This window comes from Buchnera aphidicola (Meitanaphis flavogallis) (assembly GCA_039830035.1).
Classification (GTDB): Bacteria; Pseudomonadota; Gammaproteobacteria; order Enterobacterales; family Enterobacteriaceae; genus Buchnera_B; species Buchnera_B aphidicola_AZ.
In genome coordinates, this window is record CP140038.1 from 505,473 (window position 1) to 521,536 (window position 16,064).

A 16,064-nucleotide genomic window follows, 5' to 3' on the forward strand; every position below is an offset into this window, starting at 1 on the left:
TATAAAAAAATGAATATTTTGTCATGACTAACTAAAACTATTCTTTTCTAAAAATCTTTTTTATAAATATAATATATGTTAATATTATTAATTCTATTTAGATTAAAATTGTAATAATGAATTATCAAATTCTAGCTAATAAATGGAGACCTCAAAAATTTAATGATGTTATCGAACAAAAATATATCATTACTGCTATATGCAATGGATTAAAATTAGGACGCGTACATCATACATGGTTATTTTACGGTACTCGCGGAACTGGAAAAACTACGATTTCTAGATTACTAGCTAAAAGTTTAAGTTGCGAAACAGGAGTGACACACATCCCATGTAGAATATGTTCAAATTGTAAGGACATTGAAACAGGAAAATTCATTGACTTATTTGAAGTAGATGCAGCATCACGAACTAAAATAGAAGATATGAAAGAACTATTAAATAATGTTAATTACCTACCAACAAAAGGTAGATTTAAAATTTATTTGATAGATGAAATTCATATGTTATCAAAACATAGCTTTAATGCTCTCTTAAAAATAATTGAAGAACCACCAAAACATGTAAAATTTATTCTAGCAACAACTAATTTAGAAAAAGTACCAAAAACCATTTTATCGCGTTGTTTACATTTTCAATTAAAGTCTATTAGTACAATTGCCATTGTAAACCAAATTAAGTACATACTATCCAAAGAAAATATATTTTTTGAATATGAAGCAATAAAACTACTATCTGTAGAATCTAAAGGTAGTTTGAGAGATGCATTAAATTTAACAGAACAAGCAATTTCTATGGGAAATGAAAAAGTCTCAACTAAAATTGTACAAAATATGTTAGGAAGATTAGACAGTAATCAAATACTAAATATAACTTTAGCATTACTAAAAAAAGATTCTAAAAAAATATTGTCATCATTAGAGTATATTCATACAATTGACGTAAACTGGGAATGTATATTAGTAGAAATTCTTAAATTATTATATCAAATAGCTATATTTAAAGTGTTTCCACAAATAAGTAAAAGTTATTTATTTTGCGAAGACGAAATAGAAAATAAAAAAATATATTATATTTCAAAAAAATCTAAATACGTCGATATCCAATTATATTATCAAACTATATTAAAAGGCAGAAAAGAACTAAATATGGCCCCTAATTTGAACATTGGAGCAGAAATGATTTTATTACGCGCATTGAATCTTAATACTACTCCAATAAATATTGATATAATTTGAAACCAATAAAAGATTTTAAAATATTAATTAATATAATAATAATTATCTTTCCATTACAAAATTTTATATAAATATTAATTTTACTTTATAAAACTATTAAATATACAGCATATACTACATATAATAATATTAGTTGTTAACATTAAATATTCTTGATAGTTATATCATAATAGGAAATTAAAAAATGTTTTCTAAAAACGGACTAAATGGCTTAACAAAACAAGCAAAAGAAATACAAAAAAAAGTAGCACAGATACAAAAAGAAGTATCTACTATAGAAGTCACTGGAGAGTCTGGAGCAGGAATTGTAAAAGTAACATTAGTTGGTGCAAATAATTGTAAAAGAATAGAAATAGACTCAACACTCATAGTACAACATGAAAAAGATGTATTAGAAGATTTGATAGTAGCAGCTTTTAATGACGCAGTAAGACGCATATCAGAATTACAAAAACAAAAAATGTCTTCTATTTCGTCAGATATACCATTTTTAAACGAATTAAATATTACTTTTTAAAAATATACATTATATAAATTCATATTTTTATTATATCATAAATTACGATATAGAATTTCAAAGTAGGCTAAAACACCAAACTTATACGATTAACCCAAAGTTAAAATACCTTATTATTAGCAACAAAATGACTTTTTATTATAATTTCTATAACATACATATCTACTACAGTATTTAAACTTAACATAAGTTACATTAAAAAAATATTATTCGTACTTATCAAGAGATTTTTTATGAATGCAAACAAAAAAGAAATACATGAATTTCAATCAGAAACTAACAAAATACTACATTTAATGATTCATTCTCTATATTCTAATAAAGAAATATTTTTAAGAGAACTCATTTCTAATGCATCAGATGCTATTGATAAATTAAAATTTAAATCTATATCTTCACCAGAACTATACGAAAAAGACACAAAATTACATATTAGACTATACATGGATAAAAAAAATAATAGTCTAATAATTAGTGATAATGGAATAGGAATGACATATCAAGAAATAATTGATAATCTAGGAACGATAGCAAAATCTGGAACAAAGCTATTTTTAAAATCTTGTGAAAAATCTGTTCAAGAAAAAAATAATTTTATTGGACAATTTGGAGTAGGATTCTATTCAGCATTCATTGTATCTAAAAAAATAACAGTAAAAAGTAGATTTGGTGGTTTAAATGAAAGTGAAGGTGTATTATGGGAATCTGAAGGAAAAGGAAAATACGAAGTTAGCAAAATTAATAAAAAACACAGGGGAACAAAAATAACTTTATATTTAAAACCACAAGACACTTGTTTCTTAGAACTATGGAATATAAAAAACATTATCAATAAATATTCCAATCACATTTCTGTTCCAATAGAAATTAATGTATACGATGAAAAAACAAAAATTAGTAAATGGGAACAAATAAATCAAGCAAAAGCATTATGGACTTTAAAAAAATCTGACATAACAGATGAGGAATACAAAAATTTTTATAAACAACTTACTAACGATTCTGATGATCCAATTACATGGACTCATAACAAAGTAGAAGGTATTCAGGAATATACAATTTTACTATTTATTCCTTCAAAATCAGCTTGGGATATCTGGAATAAAGACAATAAACATGGTTTAAAACTATATGTAAAACGCATATACATTATGGATAATGCAGAACAATTTTTACCCAACTATTTACGATTTGTAAAAGGAATCATTGATTCAGACAATTTACCATTAAATGTTTCTCGAGAAATATTACAAAATCATACAATTATTTCAAAATTGAAAACAACACTAACAAAAAGAGTACTAAAACTACTACATGATCTTTCTAAAAATGTTGATTCTTATAAATTGTTTTGGTCCCAATTCGGTTTAATATTAAAAGAAGGTCCTGCTGAAGACCCTAAAAATCGCGAGATAATTGCTAATATTTTACGATTTCATTCCATGAAACAAAATTCTTCGGAAAATATGATTTCCTTGCAAAATTACATTGATAACATGAATAAAAAGCAAGAAAAGATTTATTTTATTACAGCAGATAGCTATTCTTCAGCTATAAATAGTCCTCACTTAGAATTTTTTAAACGAAAAAACATCGACGTATTATTACTTGTTGACAAAATTGATGAATGGATGATGAATTATTTAACTGAATTTGATGGAAAGTTATTTCAATCAATTAGTAAACACGATGAATCTATTGAAAAACTAAACGAAAATTCCGATGAATTGCAAAAAAATTTACATTCCAACATGGAATCTCTATTAGATAAAATAAGAAATATACTAAAAGATAAAATAAAAGATGTAAGATTCACTTATAAGTTAACACACACTCCTGCCATGGTTATTACAGATTCTCATGATATGACTACTCAAATGGCAAAACTTTTTTCTGCTGCAGGACAATCTGTTCCTAAAATAAAATATATTTTCGAAATCAATCCAAAACATGCATTAATTCAAAAAATCAATAAAGAACAAAACGAAGAAAAAATGAAAAACTGGATAAAAATATTATTTGATCAATCGCTTCTTGCGGAAAAAAATACTTTAGAAAACCCTAGTAAATTTATAACTAGAATAAATAATTTTTTAATAAATTGCAATTAATAACTAAAACAAAAATACACACTATATAAAATTTATTTATATTAATTATTAACAATAAAACAAATTTTTAAACTCTAAAGGCATAAAAATGCGTATTGTTTTACTTGGAGCACCAGGATCAGGCAAAGGAACACAAGCTACATTCATCGCAAAACGATATCGTATTCCAATCATATCAACTGGAGAAATACTAAGAAAATTGATACAAAATAACACTTTAATAAGCAAAAAAATTAAAAATACCATTCATAATGGAAAGTTAATTTCAGATAATATAGTCACACAATTAGTAAAAAACAATATTTCCCAAATAAATTGTGATTTAGGATTCGTGCTTGACGGGTTTCCACGAACCATATCTCAAGCACAAATAATTAAAAAAGAAAAAATACTTATTAATTACATCTTTGAATTAAAAATACCAAATGAAATGATTCTAAAACGCATTCAAAAAAGAAGAAATAACTCAATTTTAAAAACAACAGATAGTAATATAGAAGAAAAAAATCCACATCTCAAAAACAAAAACTATAAAAATGTAGTTCATAGATATGACGACAATGAATTGATTATTAATACAAGATTAGAAGAATATAAAAAATTTACAATACCTCTTATAAATTACTTTAATAATAACTCAATTATAAAAAAAATTAAATTTTATACTATAGATGGGACTAAAACTATATCGGAAATTAATGAAGAAATTAAAAATATTTTAGATTAATAATATTTTTTTATAAAAATAATTTATACATCTTACATAATACTTTCTTGCGCTCTATAGGATTTGAACCTATGACCTACGGCTTAGAAGGCCGTTGCTCTATCCAACTGAGCTAAGAGCGCAATTTTTACTAGAAATTACAACAAACGCAATTACTAATTTTTAGAAAAAAATTAATTATTAAAAAAATAAAATATGTTCATATTTAAATGTATACCTTATAATAATATTATATACCATTAATTTTATTAACAGAACACTTTTTTTTATTTCTAAAAAAAATAAGTAAAAAAACTAAATCGAGTTCATTTAATGTTTAAAAAAATTCTAAACGGACAAAAAATCTCCAATAAAATACAAAAAAAAATACAAAAAAAAGTAAATCAAAGAACAAAAGAAGGAAAAAGACCACCAGGACTAGCAGTAATATTAATAGGATACCATATGGCATCAAAAATTTATGTTGATAAAAAAAATATAGCTTGTAAAAAAGCAGGATTTTTTTCAAAAATATGGCACTTTTCTGAAAATGTTCAAGAAAATAAAATAATTAATCTAATAAAAATTTTAAATAACGACCCCAATATTGATGGAATTTTAGTACAATTACCTATCCCTAAACATATTAATATTAAAAATGTATTTAACAAAATTAATCCCAATAAAGATGTAGATGGATTTCATCCTTACAACATAGGTTGTTTATGCCAAAAAATTCCCCGATTACGCCCTTGTACTCCACTAGGGATAATTACAATGTTAAAATATTATAAAATTAATATAAAAGGTCTGCATGCTGTTATAATAGGAGCTTCTAATACAGTAGGTAGACCAATGAATTTAGAACTATTATTATCTGGTTGTACTACTACAATTACTCATAGATTTACAAAAAATCTTAAACACTTTGTTAAACAAGCAGACTTAATAGTCATTGCAATAGGACAAGAAAAGTTTCTACAAGGAAAATGGATTAAACCAGGAGCGATAATAATCGATGTAGGAATTAATAGACTTAGAAATGGCACAATAGTAGGAGATGTAGATTTCGAATCAGCTATTTTAAACGCATCATATATAACCCCTGTTCCAGGAGGAGTTGGACCTATGACTGTAGCAACATTACTGCAAAACACTTTAAAAGCTTGTATAGAATATAGTTCAATCTAAAATGTTAAATAAAAATCTGAAAACTTATACTACTTGTTATCAAAAAATTATTTTACTTTCCTCCAAAAAGTATTACATTTTGAATCTTCTACAACAACACCTAAACTTAATAAATGTCTTCTTATTTTATCCGATTTAATCCAGTTTTTTCTTTTTCGCGCCCCTTCTCGCTCTTTTATTAAAAAATTAATGTTATTTATTTCATCAGGACAAAATTGATTAATTTTTTTTAAAAAATCCTCAGGATCTTTTAATAAAATACCCAAAACACTACCTAACTCCCTCAATTCATTAGCTAACATTAAAATTTTATTATCATTGTTATGATAACTTAACTTTAAAACATTTATTTTGTGAGATATTTTGGATAATATAGATAAAGCACTAGGAGTATTAAAATCATTATCTAACGCCGCATGAAATTCTACTTTAAATAAATAATAATCTATATTACATGATATAGAAAAATCAATATTTCTTAAAGATAAATATAACTTTTGTAATAATCGATTGGATTTATTTAAATTTTTTTCGCAAAAATGCAAAGGATGACGATAATGCGTTGATAGTAGAAAAACACGAATACTCTCCGAGTCATATTGAGTTAAAAGATCTTTTAAAAGAAAAGCATTTCCTAAAGATTTAGACATTTTTTGATTTTTAGTAATAACTAATTCAGTGTGCATCCAATGACCTACGGAAAATTCTCTATTAATACAACTTGATTGCGCAAATTCATTTTCATGGTGAGGAAACAATAAATCCTTTCCTCCACCATGAATATCAATTCTATCTTTAAAAATAGATGTACTCATAGACGAACATTCAATATGCCATCCAGGACGTCCTATACCCCATGGAGAATTCCAAAAACACATTTCATTTTCTTTTACAATTTTCCATAAAACAAAATCTAGTGGATTACGCTTGTTCATATTCTTAGATATACGCGCTCCAACTTTTAATTTATTTATACATTGATGGGAAAGTAATCCATAACTTGGACATCTATCAATAGAAAATATTACATCGCCATTATGTGATATATATGCATAGTCATGCTTTAATAATTGTGAAATGAATTTAATAATAATATCTATATTCTCTGTAGCACGAGGTTCATAATCTGGACAAATAATATTTAAGTCTAAAAAATCTTTATTCATTTGATTAATCATACGATTAGATAAATCTAAAATAGTTTCATTATTTTTCATAGATTGAAAAATAATTTTATCATCAATATCTGTAATATTGCGTACATACTGCAAATCATAACCACAATAACGTAAATAACGTGACACTACATCAAAAAATACAAAAGTTCGACCGTGACCAACATGACAAAAATCATATGTAGTCACACCACATACGTACATACTAATTTTTTTATTTAAATTAAATTTTAACGTTTCATATTTCCGAGTAAAAGAGTTAAATATATTCAACATGATAATTATCTTTTAAAATGAAAAAATTACATTATGTATATATAATTAATGTTTATATTAAAACATCCATGCTATAATATTACGGATTTTAAAGTAATATGATAAAACAATTAAAAAACTAAAACATTATTAAAAAATAAAATATTATGCATTTTTTAAAAAATTATTGTATACACAAAAACCTATTCATCTATATTATTTAATATATAAAATTTATCATTTAATATTACATTAATGTAATGTTTTATAGCTATAAGAATAACTAAAATAGTTATAAACTAATTTTTCACTAATATATACATTATTTTTATCTTCAAAATAGTAACAATGCTAATAAAGTAATAAACTATAAATATAACTGTTTCTAAAAATAGAAATTGTCTACTATCTATTAGTAAAATAAAATATTACAAAATCTAAATATAGGAACGGATATGAAAAATAAACTTGAAAAAATGTTACAATTTCCTTGTTTATTTACTTATAAAGTAATTGGATTAGCTCAACCTGAACTGATCGATCAAATAGTAAAAGTAATTCAATGTAGATTGCCAGGTGATTATACTCCACAAATAAAATCTAGCAATAAAGGAAATTATCTATCTGTTTCTATTACAATTTTTGCTAGTAGTTTTGAACAAATAGAAAGCTTATATCATGAACTAAGTAATATTAACATAGTTCGAATGGTACTATAAATACAATTTTAAAACAATATGTTTCCATAAAATAAAAAATTTTATATTAAAAAAATAAAAAACCTGCATTTTTTGTAAATATTAAAATATGTAATGCAGCAATAAGCTGCATTACAAAATTTAAAATATCTATAAAAATCTTAACAAATATTATAAACTAATAACATTAGCCGCTGATGGCCCTTTTGCTCCTTCGGTAATTTCGAATTCAACACTTTGACCTTCTGATAAAGTTTTAAATCCGTTGCTCTGGATAGCTGAAAAATGAACGAAAACATCTTTGCTTCCATCTTCGGGAGTAATGAAACCAAACCCTTTAGATTCATTAAACCACTTCACATTACCTTTAATCTTAGACATCTATATTACCTTCAAATGAAAATATACACTAAACTTAAGTAACAAGCTAGTACAACGATGATTGATTATTTTTATTTTTAACTTTAATAAAACATTATTAGTACAAAAAATAAAAATATTAAACTAAAGTAAATAGATAAAGTATTATCTATTTCAGATAAATACTAATCTACTTTTTAATATTGTAATATTATACAATATAATACTATTTTATATTGATTTCAAAATTATATATAAAAAAAAATCCGAAACAATTCGGATTTTTTACAACCTGGCAATTTCCTACTCTCACACAGGGAATCCCTGTACTACCATCGGCGTTGAAATGTTTCACTTCTGAGTTCGACATGGTTTCAGGTGGTACCATAACACTATTTTTACCAGGTTGTTTAAAATATTTGAATATTGAATATATTGATATTTAAATAATCAAAATCGGATTACAAGAAAAAATTATATATTAAAAGATTATTTAAACATCTCTGGTGTTGTAAGATTAAGCCTCTCGGGTCATTAGTACTGGTTAGCTCAACATATTACTATGCTTACACACCCAGCCTATCAACGTCGTAATCTTCAACGTCCCTTCAGTCAACATTAACATGTTTCAGGGAAGACTAATCTTGGAGCAAGTTTCGTGCTTATATGCTTTCAGCACTTATCTTTTCCGCATGTAGCTACCGGGCAATGCCATTGGCATGACAACCCGAACACCAGAGATGCGTCCACTTCGGTCCTCTCGTACTAGAAGTAGATCTCCTCAATCTTCCTACGCCCACGGCAGATAGGGACCGAACTGTCTCACGACGTTCTAAACCCAGCTCGCGTACCACTTTAAATGGCGAACAGCCATACCCTTGGGACCTGCTTCAGCCCCAGGATGTGATGAGCCGACATCGAGGTGCCAAACACCGCCGTCGATATGAACTCTTGGGCGGTATCAGCCTGTTATCCCCGGAGTACCTTTTATTTGTTGAGCGATGGCCTTTCCATACAGAAACCACCGGATCACTAAGACCTGCTTTCGCATCTGCTTGCGTTATCACGCTCGCAGTTAAACTGGCTTATGCCTTTGCACTAACCTTACGATGTCCAACCGTAATTAGCCAATCTTTGTACTCCTCCGTTACTCTTTAGGAGGAGACCGCCCCAGTCAAACTACCCACCAGACACTGTCTCTATACCGGATGACGGTATTAGATTAGAAGATTAACTATTAAAGGGTGGTATTTCAAGGTCGACTCCACTTAAACTAGCGTCTAAAATTCATAGTCTCCCACCTATCCTACACATTAAAAATTAATATTCAGTATCAAGCTATAGTAAAGGTTCACGGGGTCTTTCCGTCTTGCCGCGGGTATACTGCATCTTCACAGCAATTTCAATTTCACTGAGTCTCGGGTGGAGACAGCCTGGCCATCATTACGCCATTCGTGCAGGTCGGAACTTACCCGACAAGGAATTTCGCTACCTTAGGACCGTTATAGTTACGGCCGCCGTTTACCGGGGCTTCAGTCTAGAGCTTTAGGTTTCCCTTTACTCCTTCGATTAACCTTCCGGCACCGGGCAGGCGTCACACCGTATACTTCCACTTTCGTGTTTGCACAGTGCTGTGTTTTTAATAAACAGTTGCAGCCAGCTATTATCTTAGACTGATTTCAGCTTATAAAAGTAAATTTTATACACCTAATATCAGTGTGCCTTCTCCCGAAGTTACGGCACTATTTTGCCTAGTTCCTTCACCCGAGTTCTCTCAAGCGCCTTAGTATGCTCTACTTAACCACCTGTGTCGGTTTTGGGTACGATTTAATATTATTTTATAGTTTAGAGGCTTTTCTTGGAAGCATGGTATCAGTTACTTCACTACAATATAGCAGTTCGTCATTACGCCTCAGATTAAAGAAAACCGGATTTGCCTAATTTTCATACCTACACGCTTAAGCCAGGACAACCGTCGCCTGGTTAACTTAACCTTCTTCGTCCCCCCTTCACAATAATACTAAGCACAGGAATATTAACCTGTTATCCATCGATTACGCCTTTCGGCCTCACCTTAGGGGTCGGCTTACCCTGCCTCGATTACCGTTGGACAGGAAACCTTGGTATTTCGGCGAATAGGTTTTTCACCTATTTTATCGTTACTCATGTCAGCATTCGCACTTCTGATACCTCCAATATACTTTACAGCATATCTTCATCGGCTTACAGAACGCTCCCCTACCCAATAAATATATAACTTTACTGCCGCAGCTTCGGTACATAATTTAGCCCCGTTACATCTTCCGCGCAGGCTGACTCGACCAGTGAGCTATTACGCTTTCTTTAAATGATGGCTGCTTCTAAGCCAACATCCTGGCTGTTTATGCCTTCCCACATCGTTTCCCACTTAACTATGATTTTGGGACCTTAGCTGGCGGTCTGGGTTGTTTCCCTTTCCACAACGAACGTTAGCACCCGCTGTGTGTCTCCCGTGATAACATTCTACGGTATTCGGAGTTTGCATCGGATTGGTAAGCCGGGATGGCCCCCTAACCGAAACAGTGCTCTACCCCCGAAGATGAATTCACGAGGCGCTACCTAAATAGCTTTCGGGGAGAACCAGCTATCTCCCGGTTTGATTGGCCTTTCACCCCTAACCATAAGTCATCCGCTGATTTTTCAACATCAGTCGGTTCGGTCCTCCAGTTAGTTTTACCTAACCTTCAACCTGCCCATGGCTAGATCACCGGGTTTCGGGTCTGTATCCTGAAACTAAAATCGCCTATTTAGGACTCGGTTTCCCTACGGCTCCCCTATTTAAATCGGTTAACCTTGCTACAGAATACAAGTCGCTGACCCATTATACAAAAGGTACGCAGTCACCTTTTAAAAAACAAGGCTCCTACTGCTTGTACGTATACGGTTTCAGGTTCTATTTCACTCCCCTAACCGGGGTTCTTTTCGCCTTTCCCTCACGGTACTAGTTCACTATCGGTCAGTCAGGAGTATTTAGCCTTAGAGGATGGTCCCCCTATATTCAGACAGGATTTCTCGTGTCCCGCCCTACTTCTCGAACTTATATAATAACAATTTTCGTATACAGGACTATCACCTTATATTGTATATTTTTCCAAATAATTCTACTAAGAGATATTATATAATTATGTTCTAGGCTTTTCCCTTTTCGCTCGCCACTACTTAGGGAATCTCATTTGATTTCTTTTCCTCGAGGTACTTAGATGTTTCAGTTCCCCCGGTTTGCTTTGTTAATCTATGAATTCAATTAACAATGACACTGTTTTAATAGTGTCGGGTTTCCCCATTCGGACATTACCGGCTGATAACGTGTCATATCAACTTACCGATACTTTTCGCAGATTAACACGTCCTTCTTCGCCTCTGACTGCCAAGGCATCCACCATATACGCTTTTATGCTTAACCTTACAACCCACAGATGTCTATTTTTATCGTTTAATATAAATTTTCTTGCGTCCGAATTTTTAAAGAGCTTAACTTACTATTTAATATAAAATATTTACAAACATCGTACAAATAAAATTAAGGATAACATATTAAAATTGTATAGTATACAAATAATTTTAATATTTTACAACTGTCCCCTAGGGGATTCGAACCCCTGTTACCGCCGTGAAAGGGCAGTGTCCTAATCCTCTAGACGAAGGAGACTCGTAATTGAAAAATAAAATATTAAACTAATATAATAATTTAAATTTTATGTTCTATGTATATCTATGTTACATAACGAAAAAAAAGAGTCAAGAGTTTTTTGCAAATTTTTAATTTTGATAAAATAATTTGTTAATAAAAAAGTATTTAGAACTAACATTTTCGTAATTGAAAAATAACTGAATCAATTTCTGGAAAAATACCATGCCACAAATAAAAAGAATATGCAGCCTGACTTACTAACATTCCTAACCCATCAGAAAACATAAGCGCACCGAAATTTATGCACCAAGATAAAAAGGGAGTATATATATTTTCGGAATAATTAATATCATAAAAATAAACTTTTTTATCCATTAAATGAACAATAGAATTCCAATAACTATTCATTTGTACATTTGAAGTAGCATTAATTATCAAATGAAATGAACTGTGTTTTATACTTTTATTTGAAATTGTAAAAATAGATCCAAACTTTTTGAAATCATTTACTAATTTTATTGCACGATTTATAGTTCTGTTTACAACAAAAACATTACAACCATAAGATAATAACGAAAAAATTACTCCACGAGCAGCACCTCCAGCACCTATTACTAAAATATTATCATTCTTTTTGATAAATTTTAAACGCTGTAAATCATATAAAATACCTTTGCCATCAGTATTATCCCCCAAAATTCTACCATTTGAAAATTTTTTTAAAGTATTAACTGATTTCGAAGATTCAGCATGATTAGTTAATTCATCTGACATCAAAAATGCTTCTTCTTTAAATGGAATAGTTACATTAGCTCCAATACCTTTAAACAAAAAAAAATGAGTTATAAATTCTCTAAATTTACCTAATGGAACTAATGTATGATCATAACTATGAAATACTCCGGTTTGTTTAGAAAATAACCAATGGATATAAGGCGATTTTGTGTTATTAATAGGATTTCCAAAAACTGAAAATTCACTCGAATGTTTTTTAAGCACGACGTATTAATTTCCCATTCATAAGATTTATAATTTTAGAAGGACGAATGTTATTACCTAATGTTCCGTAAAAAATTGGAAAATTTTTTCCGAATTGTTCTATAACTTCTTCATATGTTTTGCATGGTACTAAACCAGAGCGATTAGCACTAGTAGATATTATGGCTTTTCCAAACGTATTGCACAATTTTCGAATAGAAATATGCGAACTAATACGAACTGCTAAAAATTTAGATCTTCCAGTTAACCAACATGGTACGGAAGACCTTGCTGGTACTAAAAAAGTAATAGGTCCAGGCCAACTATTTGACATTATACTTTTATGATAAAAAGACAATTTATATTCAGAAATATATAATTGAATTTGACTATAACAAGACGCAACCAATATAAATCCTTTACTCCACTTTCTATTTTTTAATTGAAGTAATTTTTCTACTGCATCCTGATTATTTGGATCACATCCTAATCCGAAAACTGATTCTGTTGGATAAGCTATAACATCACCATTTTTTAATCTCTTTATACATTCTAATAATGACGAACTATTTACCATCATATTTTGTTTCAAAATTAATAAACCTATTACTAAAAATTTTAATAAAAAAATACATTTAAAACAATCCATACTATTTTAGAATTATTACTTTTAATTCAAAAAAAATTGTTTATAATACAAAGTAAGATTAAATTAAAATAAAAATATTTAAAATAATTATGTCTATTCTGAAAATTTTAAAATATCCAAATAATCGACTTCGAACGATTGCAAAACCAATTATAAAAATTAATCCATCAATTCAAAAAACTATTAACGACATGTTTGAAACGATGTATTTTAAAAATGGAATTGGACTCGCTGCTACTCAAGTAAATATTCCATTACAAATTATAGTAATTAGTAATATTACAAAATTAAAAAAACCACTAGTATTAATAAATCCTAAAATAATTAAAAAAAGTGGTAATACAAGTATAGAAGAAAAATGCTTATCTATCCCCAGTTACCAAGCCATAATACCTAGATCATCAGCCATTGTTGTAACTGCTTTAAATTACTTCGGAAAAAAAATTACAATAGAAGCAACTTCGCTTCTAGCTATTTGTATTCAACATGAAATAGATCATTTAGTCGGAAAATTACTCATAGACTACTTGTCTGATATTGAAAAAATTAAAATTCAAACACAAATTCTAAAAAATAATAAAAATTATGACTTTTAATAATACTTTCTTTTCTAAAAAAAAAATTAAAAATTGTTTTTTCAGGAACCTCAAACTTTTCGTCACAACATCTAAAACAATTAATTGATTATAAATATAAAATTGTTGGAGTAATTACACAACCAGATCGACCTTCCGGACGTGGTAAAAAAATAATTGAATCTCCAGTAAAACAAATAGCTAAAAAATATAACATCTCAGTTTTTCAGCCAGAAAATTTCAACGATTCTACGATACATGATCAATTATATAAACTTCATGCTAATTTAATGATAGTTGTTTCGTACGGTTTAATCATTCCAAAAAACATATTAAATATATTCTCAATAGGATGTATTAACATCCATGCTTCATTACTTCCTAGATGGAGAGGCGCAGCACCAATACAATCAGCAATTTTACATGGAGATTTAATAACTGGAATAACTATTATAAAAATGGATGAAGGAATTGATACTGGAAAAATATTATATTCAATATCCTGTAAAATAGAAAAATTTGACACCAGTCAAAGCTTACAAAATAAATTAAGTAAAATAGGATGTCAAGCGATATTACTTATACTACAAAAAATAGAACTAAGACAATATAATGCTATTATTCAAAGTAAATTAACAACTTATTCTTATAAAATAAAAAAGCAAGATGCACAATTAAATTGGCTTAAAGACGCAAAAATATTAGAACAATGTATAAGAGCTTTCAATCCATGGCCAATAAGTTTCTTTAAAATAAAAAAAGAACATATTAAAGTATGGCAAGCTAATGTTATTATACAAAAAAATATAAATCTATACTGCGCAGGAGAAATTATATTAATAAACAAAAATGGATTACAAATACAAACTAAAAAAAATATACTCAACATTACACGAATTCAACTCCCTGGAAAAAAAATAATAAATGCATATGATCTAAATAATTCTAAACACCATTGGTTTGCTCCTAATACACGATTAATTTAAATATAAAAAAAACTAAACATAAATTATCTTATAATTATATTAGAGCTAATAAAGAACTATTACCTCTAACTAATTAATATACTATAATTTTAAATTATAGTTTCATAATTAATATGCAAAATAATGAAAATAATAATATTACTAAAATACATTGCTAATATAACTATACTATTTATTAAAATTTAAACAAAAACTAGTAATTAATATGAAATTTTTATTAAAATTTGTATAAAAAACTCTCTAATTTTAATTAAAATTAGAGAGTTTTTTATACAAATTTATCTAGGACAAAATATATTAACATATCATATAAATATATTATACTATTGCATATATTCCAAACACACGATTATGGAATATTATTATTTACAATACAAACATATATAGATATCTAAACACATGCGCATTATATAATATCTTATTAATATTTATAAAATTAAATACTAATTTTTATTCATTCACAAACACAAACGGCATATCGCGCCGTTTGTCATTAAAAAATAAATAATTCTTGTTCCAATATACAATATCATGTGAAACATGCACTATTTTATTTTCTTGGATAATTCTACATTCTTTGTTAGTCTATTTATTAGTTGAATATATGCCATAGGTGCTTTATCACCTACACGATAACCACATTTTAATACTCTAGTATATCCCCCTGGCCTATTTAAAAAATGTGGACCTAAATCTAAAAATAACTTTGTAACTACATTATTATCTCGAATTTTAGAAAATACAAGGCGTCTATTAGCAATAGAATCAATTTTAGATCGAGTTATTAAAGGTTCTACTATACGTCGTAATTCTTTGGCTTTAGATACTGTTGTTTTTATTACTTCATGATTTAATAATGCACATACCATATTGTTTAGCATCAATCTTACATGAGTACTACTTCTATTAAATTTTCGACCAATTTTTCTATGTCTCATAAAAAATATAACCTTTA

Annotated in this window: 13 protein-coding genes, 2 tRNA genes and 2 rRNA genes; 8 read left to right on the forward strand and 9 right to left on the reverse strand. The window is 28.4% G+C overall.

The window, feature by feature from the left end; genetic code table 11:
- Nucleotides 1–116 precede the first annotated feature (116 nt).
- The 4 genes from dnaX to U0T59_02205 all read left to right on the forward strand — a co-directional run bounded on the left by dnaX (nt 117) and on the right by U0T59_02205 (nt 4,593).
- A complete protein-coding gene (gene dnaX / locus U0T59_02190) occupies nt 117–1,238 on the forward strand; it encodes a DNA polymerase III subunit gamma/tau (protein XBC43231.1) in 1,122 nt (373 codons plus the stop codon).
- Between the two features lie 184 nt (nt 1,239–1,422).
- Nucleotides 1,423–1,755, forward strand: a complete 333-nt coding sequence (locus tag U0T59_02195) for a YbaB/EbfC family nucleoid-associated protein (GenBank protein XBC43232.1) — start codon at nt 1,423–1,425, stop codon at nt 1,753–1,755.
- Nucleotides 1,756–1,988: 233 nt separating this feature from the next.
- Nucleotides 1,989–3,866: a molecular chaperone HtpG gene (htpG, locus tag U0T59_02200; protein ID XBC43233.1), complete on the forward strand. Its 1,878-nt coding sequence runs from the start codon at nt 1,989–1,991 to the stop codon at nt 3,864–3,866.
- 88 nt (nt 3,867–3,954) lie between these two features.
- Entirely contained in the window at nt 3,955–4,593 is a 639-nt protein-coding gene (locus tag U0T59_02205; GenBank protein ID XBC43234.1) for a nucleoside monophosphate kinase, read from the forward strand.
- Between the two features lie 48 nt (nt 4,594–4,641).
- Here the strand turns inward: U0T59_02205 and U0T59_02210 are convergent.
- Nucleotides 4,642–4,715, reverse strand: a tRNA-Arg gene (locus U0T59_02210).
- 190 nt (nt 4,716–4,905) lie between these two features.
- On the opposite strand from U0T59_02210, the gene folD reads away from it, so the two are divergent.
- Complete coding sequence (folD, locus tag U0T59_02215; GenBank protein XBC43235.1) at nt 4,906–5,763, forward strand: bifunctional methylenetetrahydrofolate dehydrogenase/methenyltetrahydrofolate cyclohydrolase FolD; 858 nt, start codon at nt 4,906–4,908, stop codon at nt 5,761–5,763.
- Nucleotides 5,764–5,810: 47 nt separating this feature from the next.
- Here folD and cysS read toward each other — a convergent pair whose 3' ends face one another.
- Entirely contained in the window at nt 5,811–7,214 is a 1,404-nt protein-coding gene (gene cysS, locus U0T59_02220) for a cysteine--tRNA ligase (GenBank protein ID XBC43236.1), read from the reverse strand.
- A 434-nt stretch (nt 7,215–7,648) separates the two neighbouring features.
- Between cysS and ybeD the strand changes: the two genes are divergently transcribed.
- Nucleotides 7,649–7,912, forward strand: coding sequence for a DUF493 family protein YbeD (ybeD, locus tag U0T59_02225; protein ID XBC43237.1), 264 nt, complete (start codon nt 7,649–7,651; stop codon nt 7,910–7,912).
- Nucleotides 7,913–8,062: 150 nt separating this feature from the next.
- Here ybeD and cspE read toward each other — a convergent pair whose 3' ends face one another.
- The 6 genes from cspE to U0T59_02255 all read right to left on the reverse strand — a co-directional run bounded on the left by cspE (nt 8,063) and on the right by U0T59_02255 (nt 13,476).
- Nucleotides 8,063–8,272: a transcription antiterminator/RNA stability regulator CspE gene (gene cspE / locus U0T59_02230; protein XBC43238.1), complete on the reverse strand. Its 210-nt coding sequence runs from the start codon at nt 8,270–8,272 to the stop codon at nt 8,063–8,065.
- A gap of 269 nt (nt 8,273–8,541) precedes the next feature.
- Nucleotides 8,542–8,657, reverse strand: a 5S ribosomal RNA gene (gene rrf, locus U0T59_02235).
- A 107-nt stretch (nt 8,658–8,764) separates the two neighbouring features.
- A 23S ribosomal RNA gene (locus tag U0T59_02240) occupies nt 8,765–11,693 on the reverse strand.
- A 173-nt stretch (nt 11,694–11,866) separates the two neighbouring features.
- Nucleotides 11,867–11,939 (reverse strand) — tRNA-Glu (locus U0T59_02245).
- Nucleotides 11,940–12,092: 153 nt separating this feature from the next.
- A complete protein-coding gene (gene aroE, locus U0T59_02250) occupies nt 12,093–12,920 on the reverse strand; it encodes a shikimate dehydrogenase (protein ID XBC43239.1) in 828 nt (275 codons plus the stop codon).
- Nucleotides 12,913–13,476, reverse strand: coding sequence for a Sua5/YciO/YrdC/YwlC family protein (locus U0T59_02255; GenBank protein XBC43586.1), 564 nt, complete (start codon nt 13,474–13,476; stop codon nt 12,913–12,915). Before U0T59_02255 ends, aroE begins: the two co-directional genes overlap by 8 nt.
- Nucleotides 13,477–13,637: 161 nt before the next feature.
- Here U0T59_02255 and def point away from each other — a divergent pair, with 161 nt between their 5' ends.
- Both def and fmt read left to right on the forward strand, forming a co-directional pair.
- Nucleotides 13,638–14,144, forward strand: coding sequence for a peptide deformylase (gene def / locus U0T59_02260; protein XBC43240.1), 507 nt, complete (start codon nt 13,638–13,640; stop codon nt 14,142–14,144).
- A 2-nt stretch (nt 14,145–14,146) separates the two neighbouring features.
- The gene (gene fmt / locus U0T59_02265) at nt 14,147–15,109 is read left to right on the forward strand and encodes a methionyl-tRNA formyltransferase (GenBank protein ID XBC43587.1); all 963 of its coding nucleotides are present in this window, start codon (nt 14,147–14,149) and stop codon (nt 15,107–15,109) included.
- Between the two features lie 545 nt (nt 15,110–15,654).
- Here fmt and rplQ read toward each other — a convergent pair.
- Complete coding sequence (gene rplQ / locus U0T59_02270) at nt 15,655–16,047, reverse strand: 50S ribosomal protein L17 (GenBank protein XBC43241.1); 393 nt, start codon at nt 16,045–16,047, stop codon at nt 15,655–15,657.
- Nucleotides 16,048–16,064: the final 17 nt, after the last annotated feature.

Bases quoted from the DNA above. Each gene is read 5' to 3' on its own strand.
- cysS (XBC43236.1), bottom strand. From the start codon at position 7,214: ATGTTGAATATATTTAACTCTTTTACTCGGAAATATGAAACGTTAAAA.
- folD (XBC43235.1), top strand. From the start codon at position 4,906: ATGTTTAAAAAAATTCTAAACGGACAAAAAATCTCCAATAAAATACAA.
- cspE (XBC43238.1), bottom strand. From the start codon at position 8,272: ATGTCTAAGATTAAAGGTAATGTGAAGTGGTTTAATGAATCTAAAGGG.
- rplQ (XBC43241.1), bottom strand. From the start codon at position 16,047: ATGAGACATAGAAAAATTGGTCGAAAATTTAATAGAAGTAGTACTCAT.
- def (XBC43240.1), top strand. From the start codon at position 13,638: ATGTCTATTCTGAAAATTTTAAAATATCCAAATAATCGACTTCGAACG.
- U0T59_02205 (XBC43234.1), top strand. From the start codon at position 3,955: ATGCGTATTGTTTTACTTGGAGCACCAGGATCAGGCAAAGGAACACAA.
- ybeD (XBC43237.1), top strand. From the start codon at position 7,649: ATGAAAAATAAACTTGAAAAAATGTTACAATTTCCTTGTTTATTTACT.
- dnaX (XBC43231.1), top strand. From the start codon at position 117: ATGAATTATCAAATTCTAGCTAATAAATGGAGACCTCAAAAATTTAAT.
- U0T59_02255 (XBC43586.1), bottom strand. From the start codon at position 13,476: ATGGTAAATAGTTCGTCATTATTAGAATGTATAAAGAGATTAAAAAAT.
- U0T59_02195 (XBC43232.1), top strand. From the start codon at position 1,423: ATGTTTTCTAAAAACGGACTAAATGGCTTAACAAAACAAGCAAAAGAA.
- htpG (XBC43233.1), top strand. From the start codon at position 1,989: ATGAATGCAAACAAAAAAGAAATACATGAATTTCAATCAGAAACTAAC.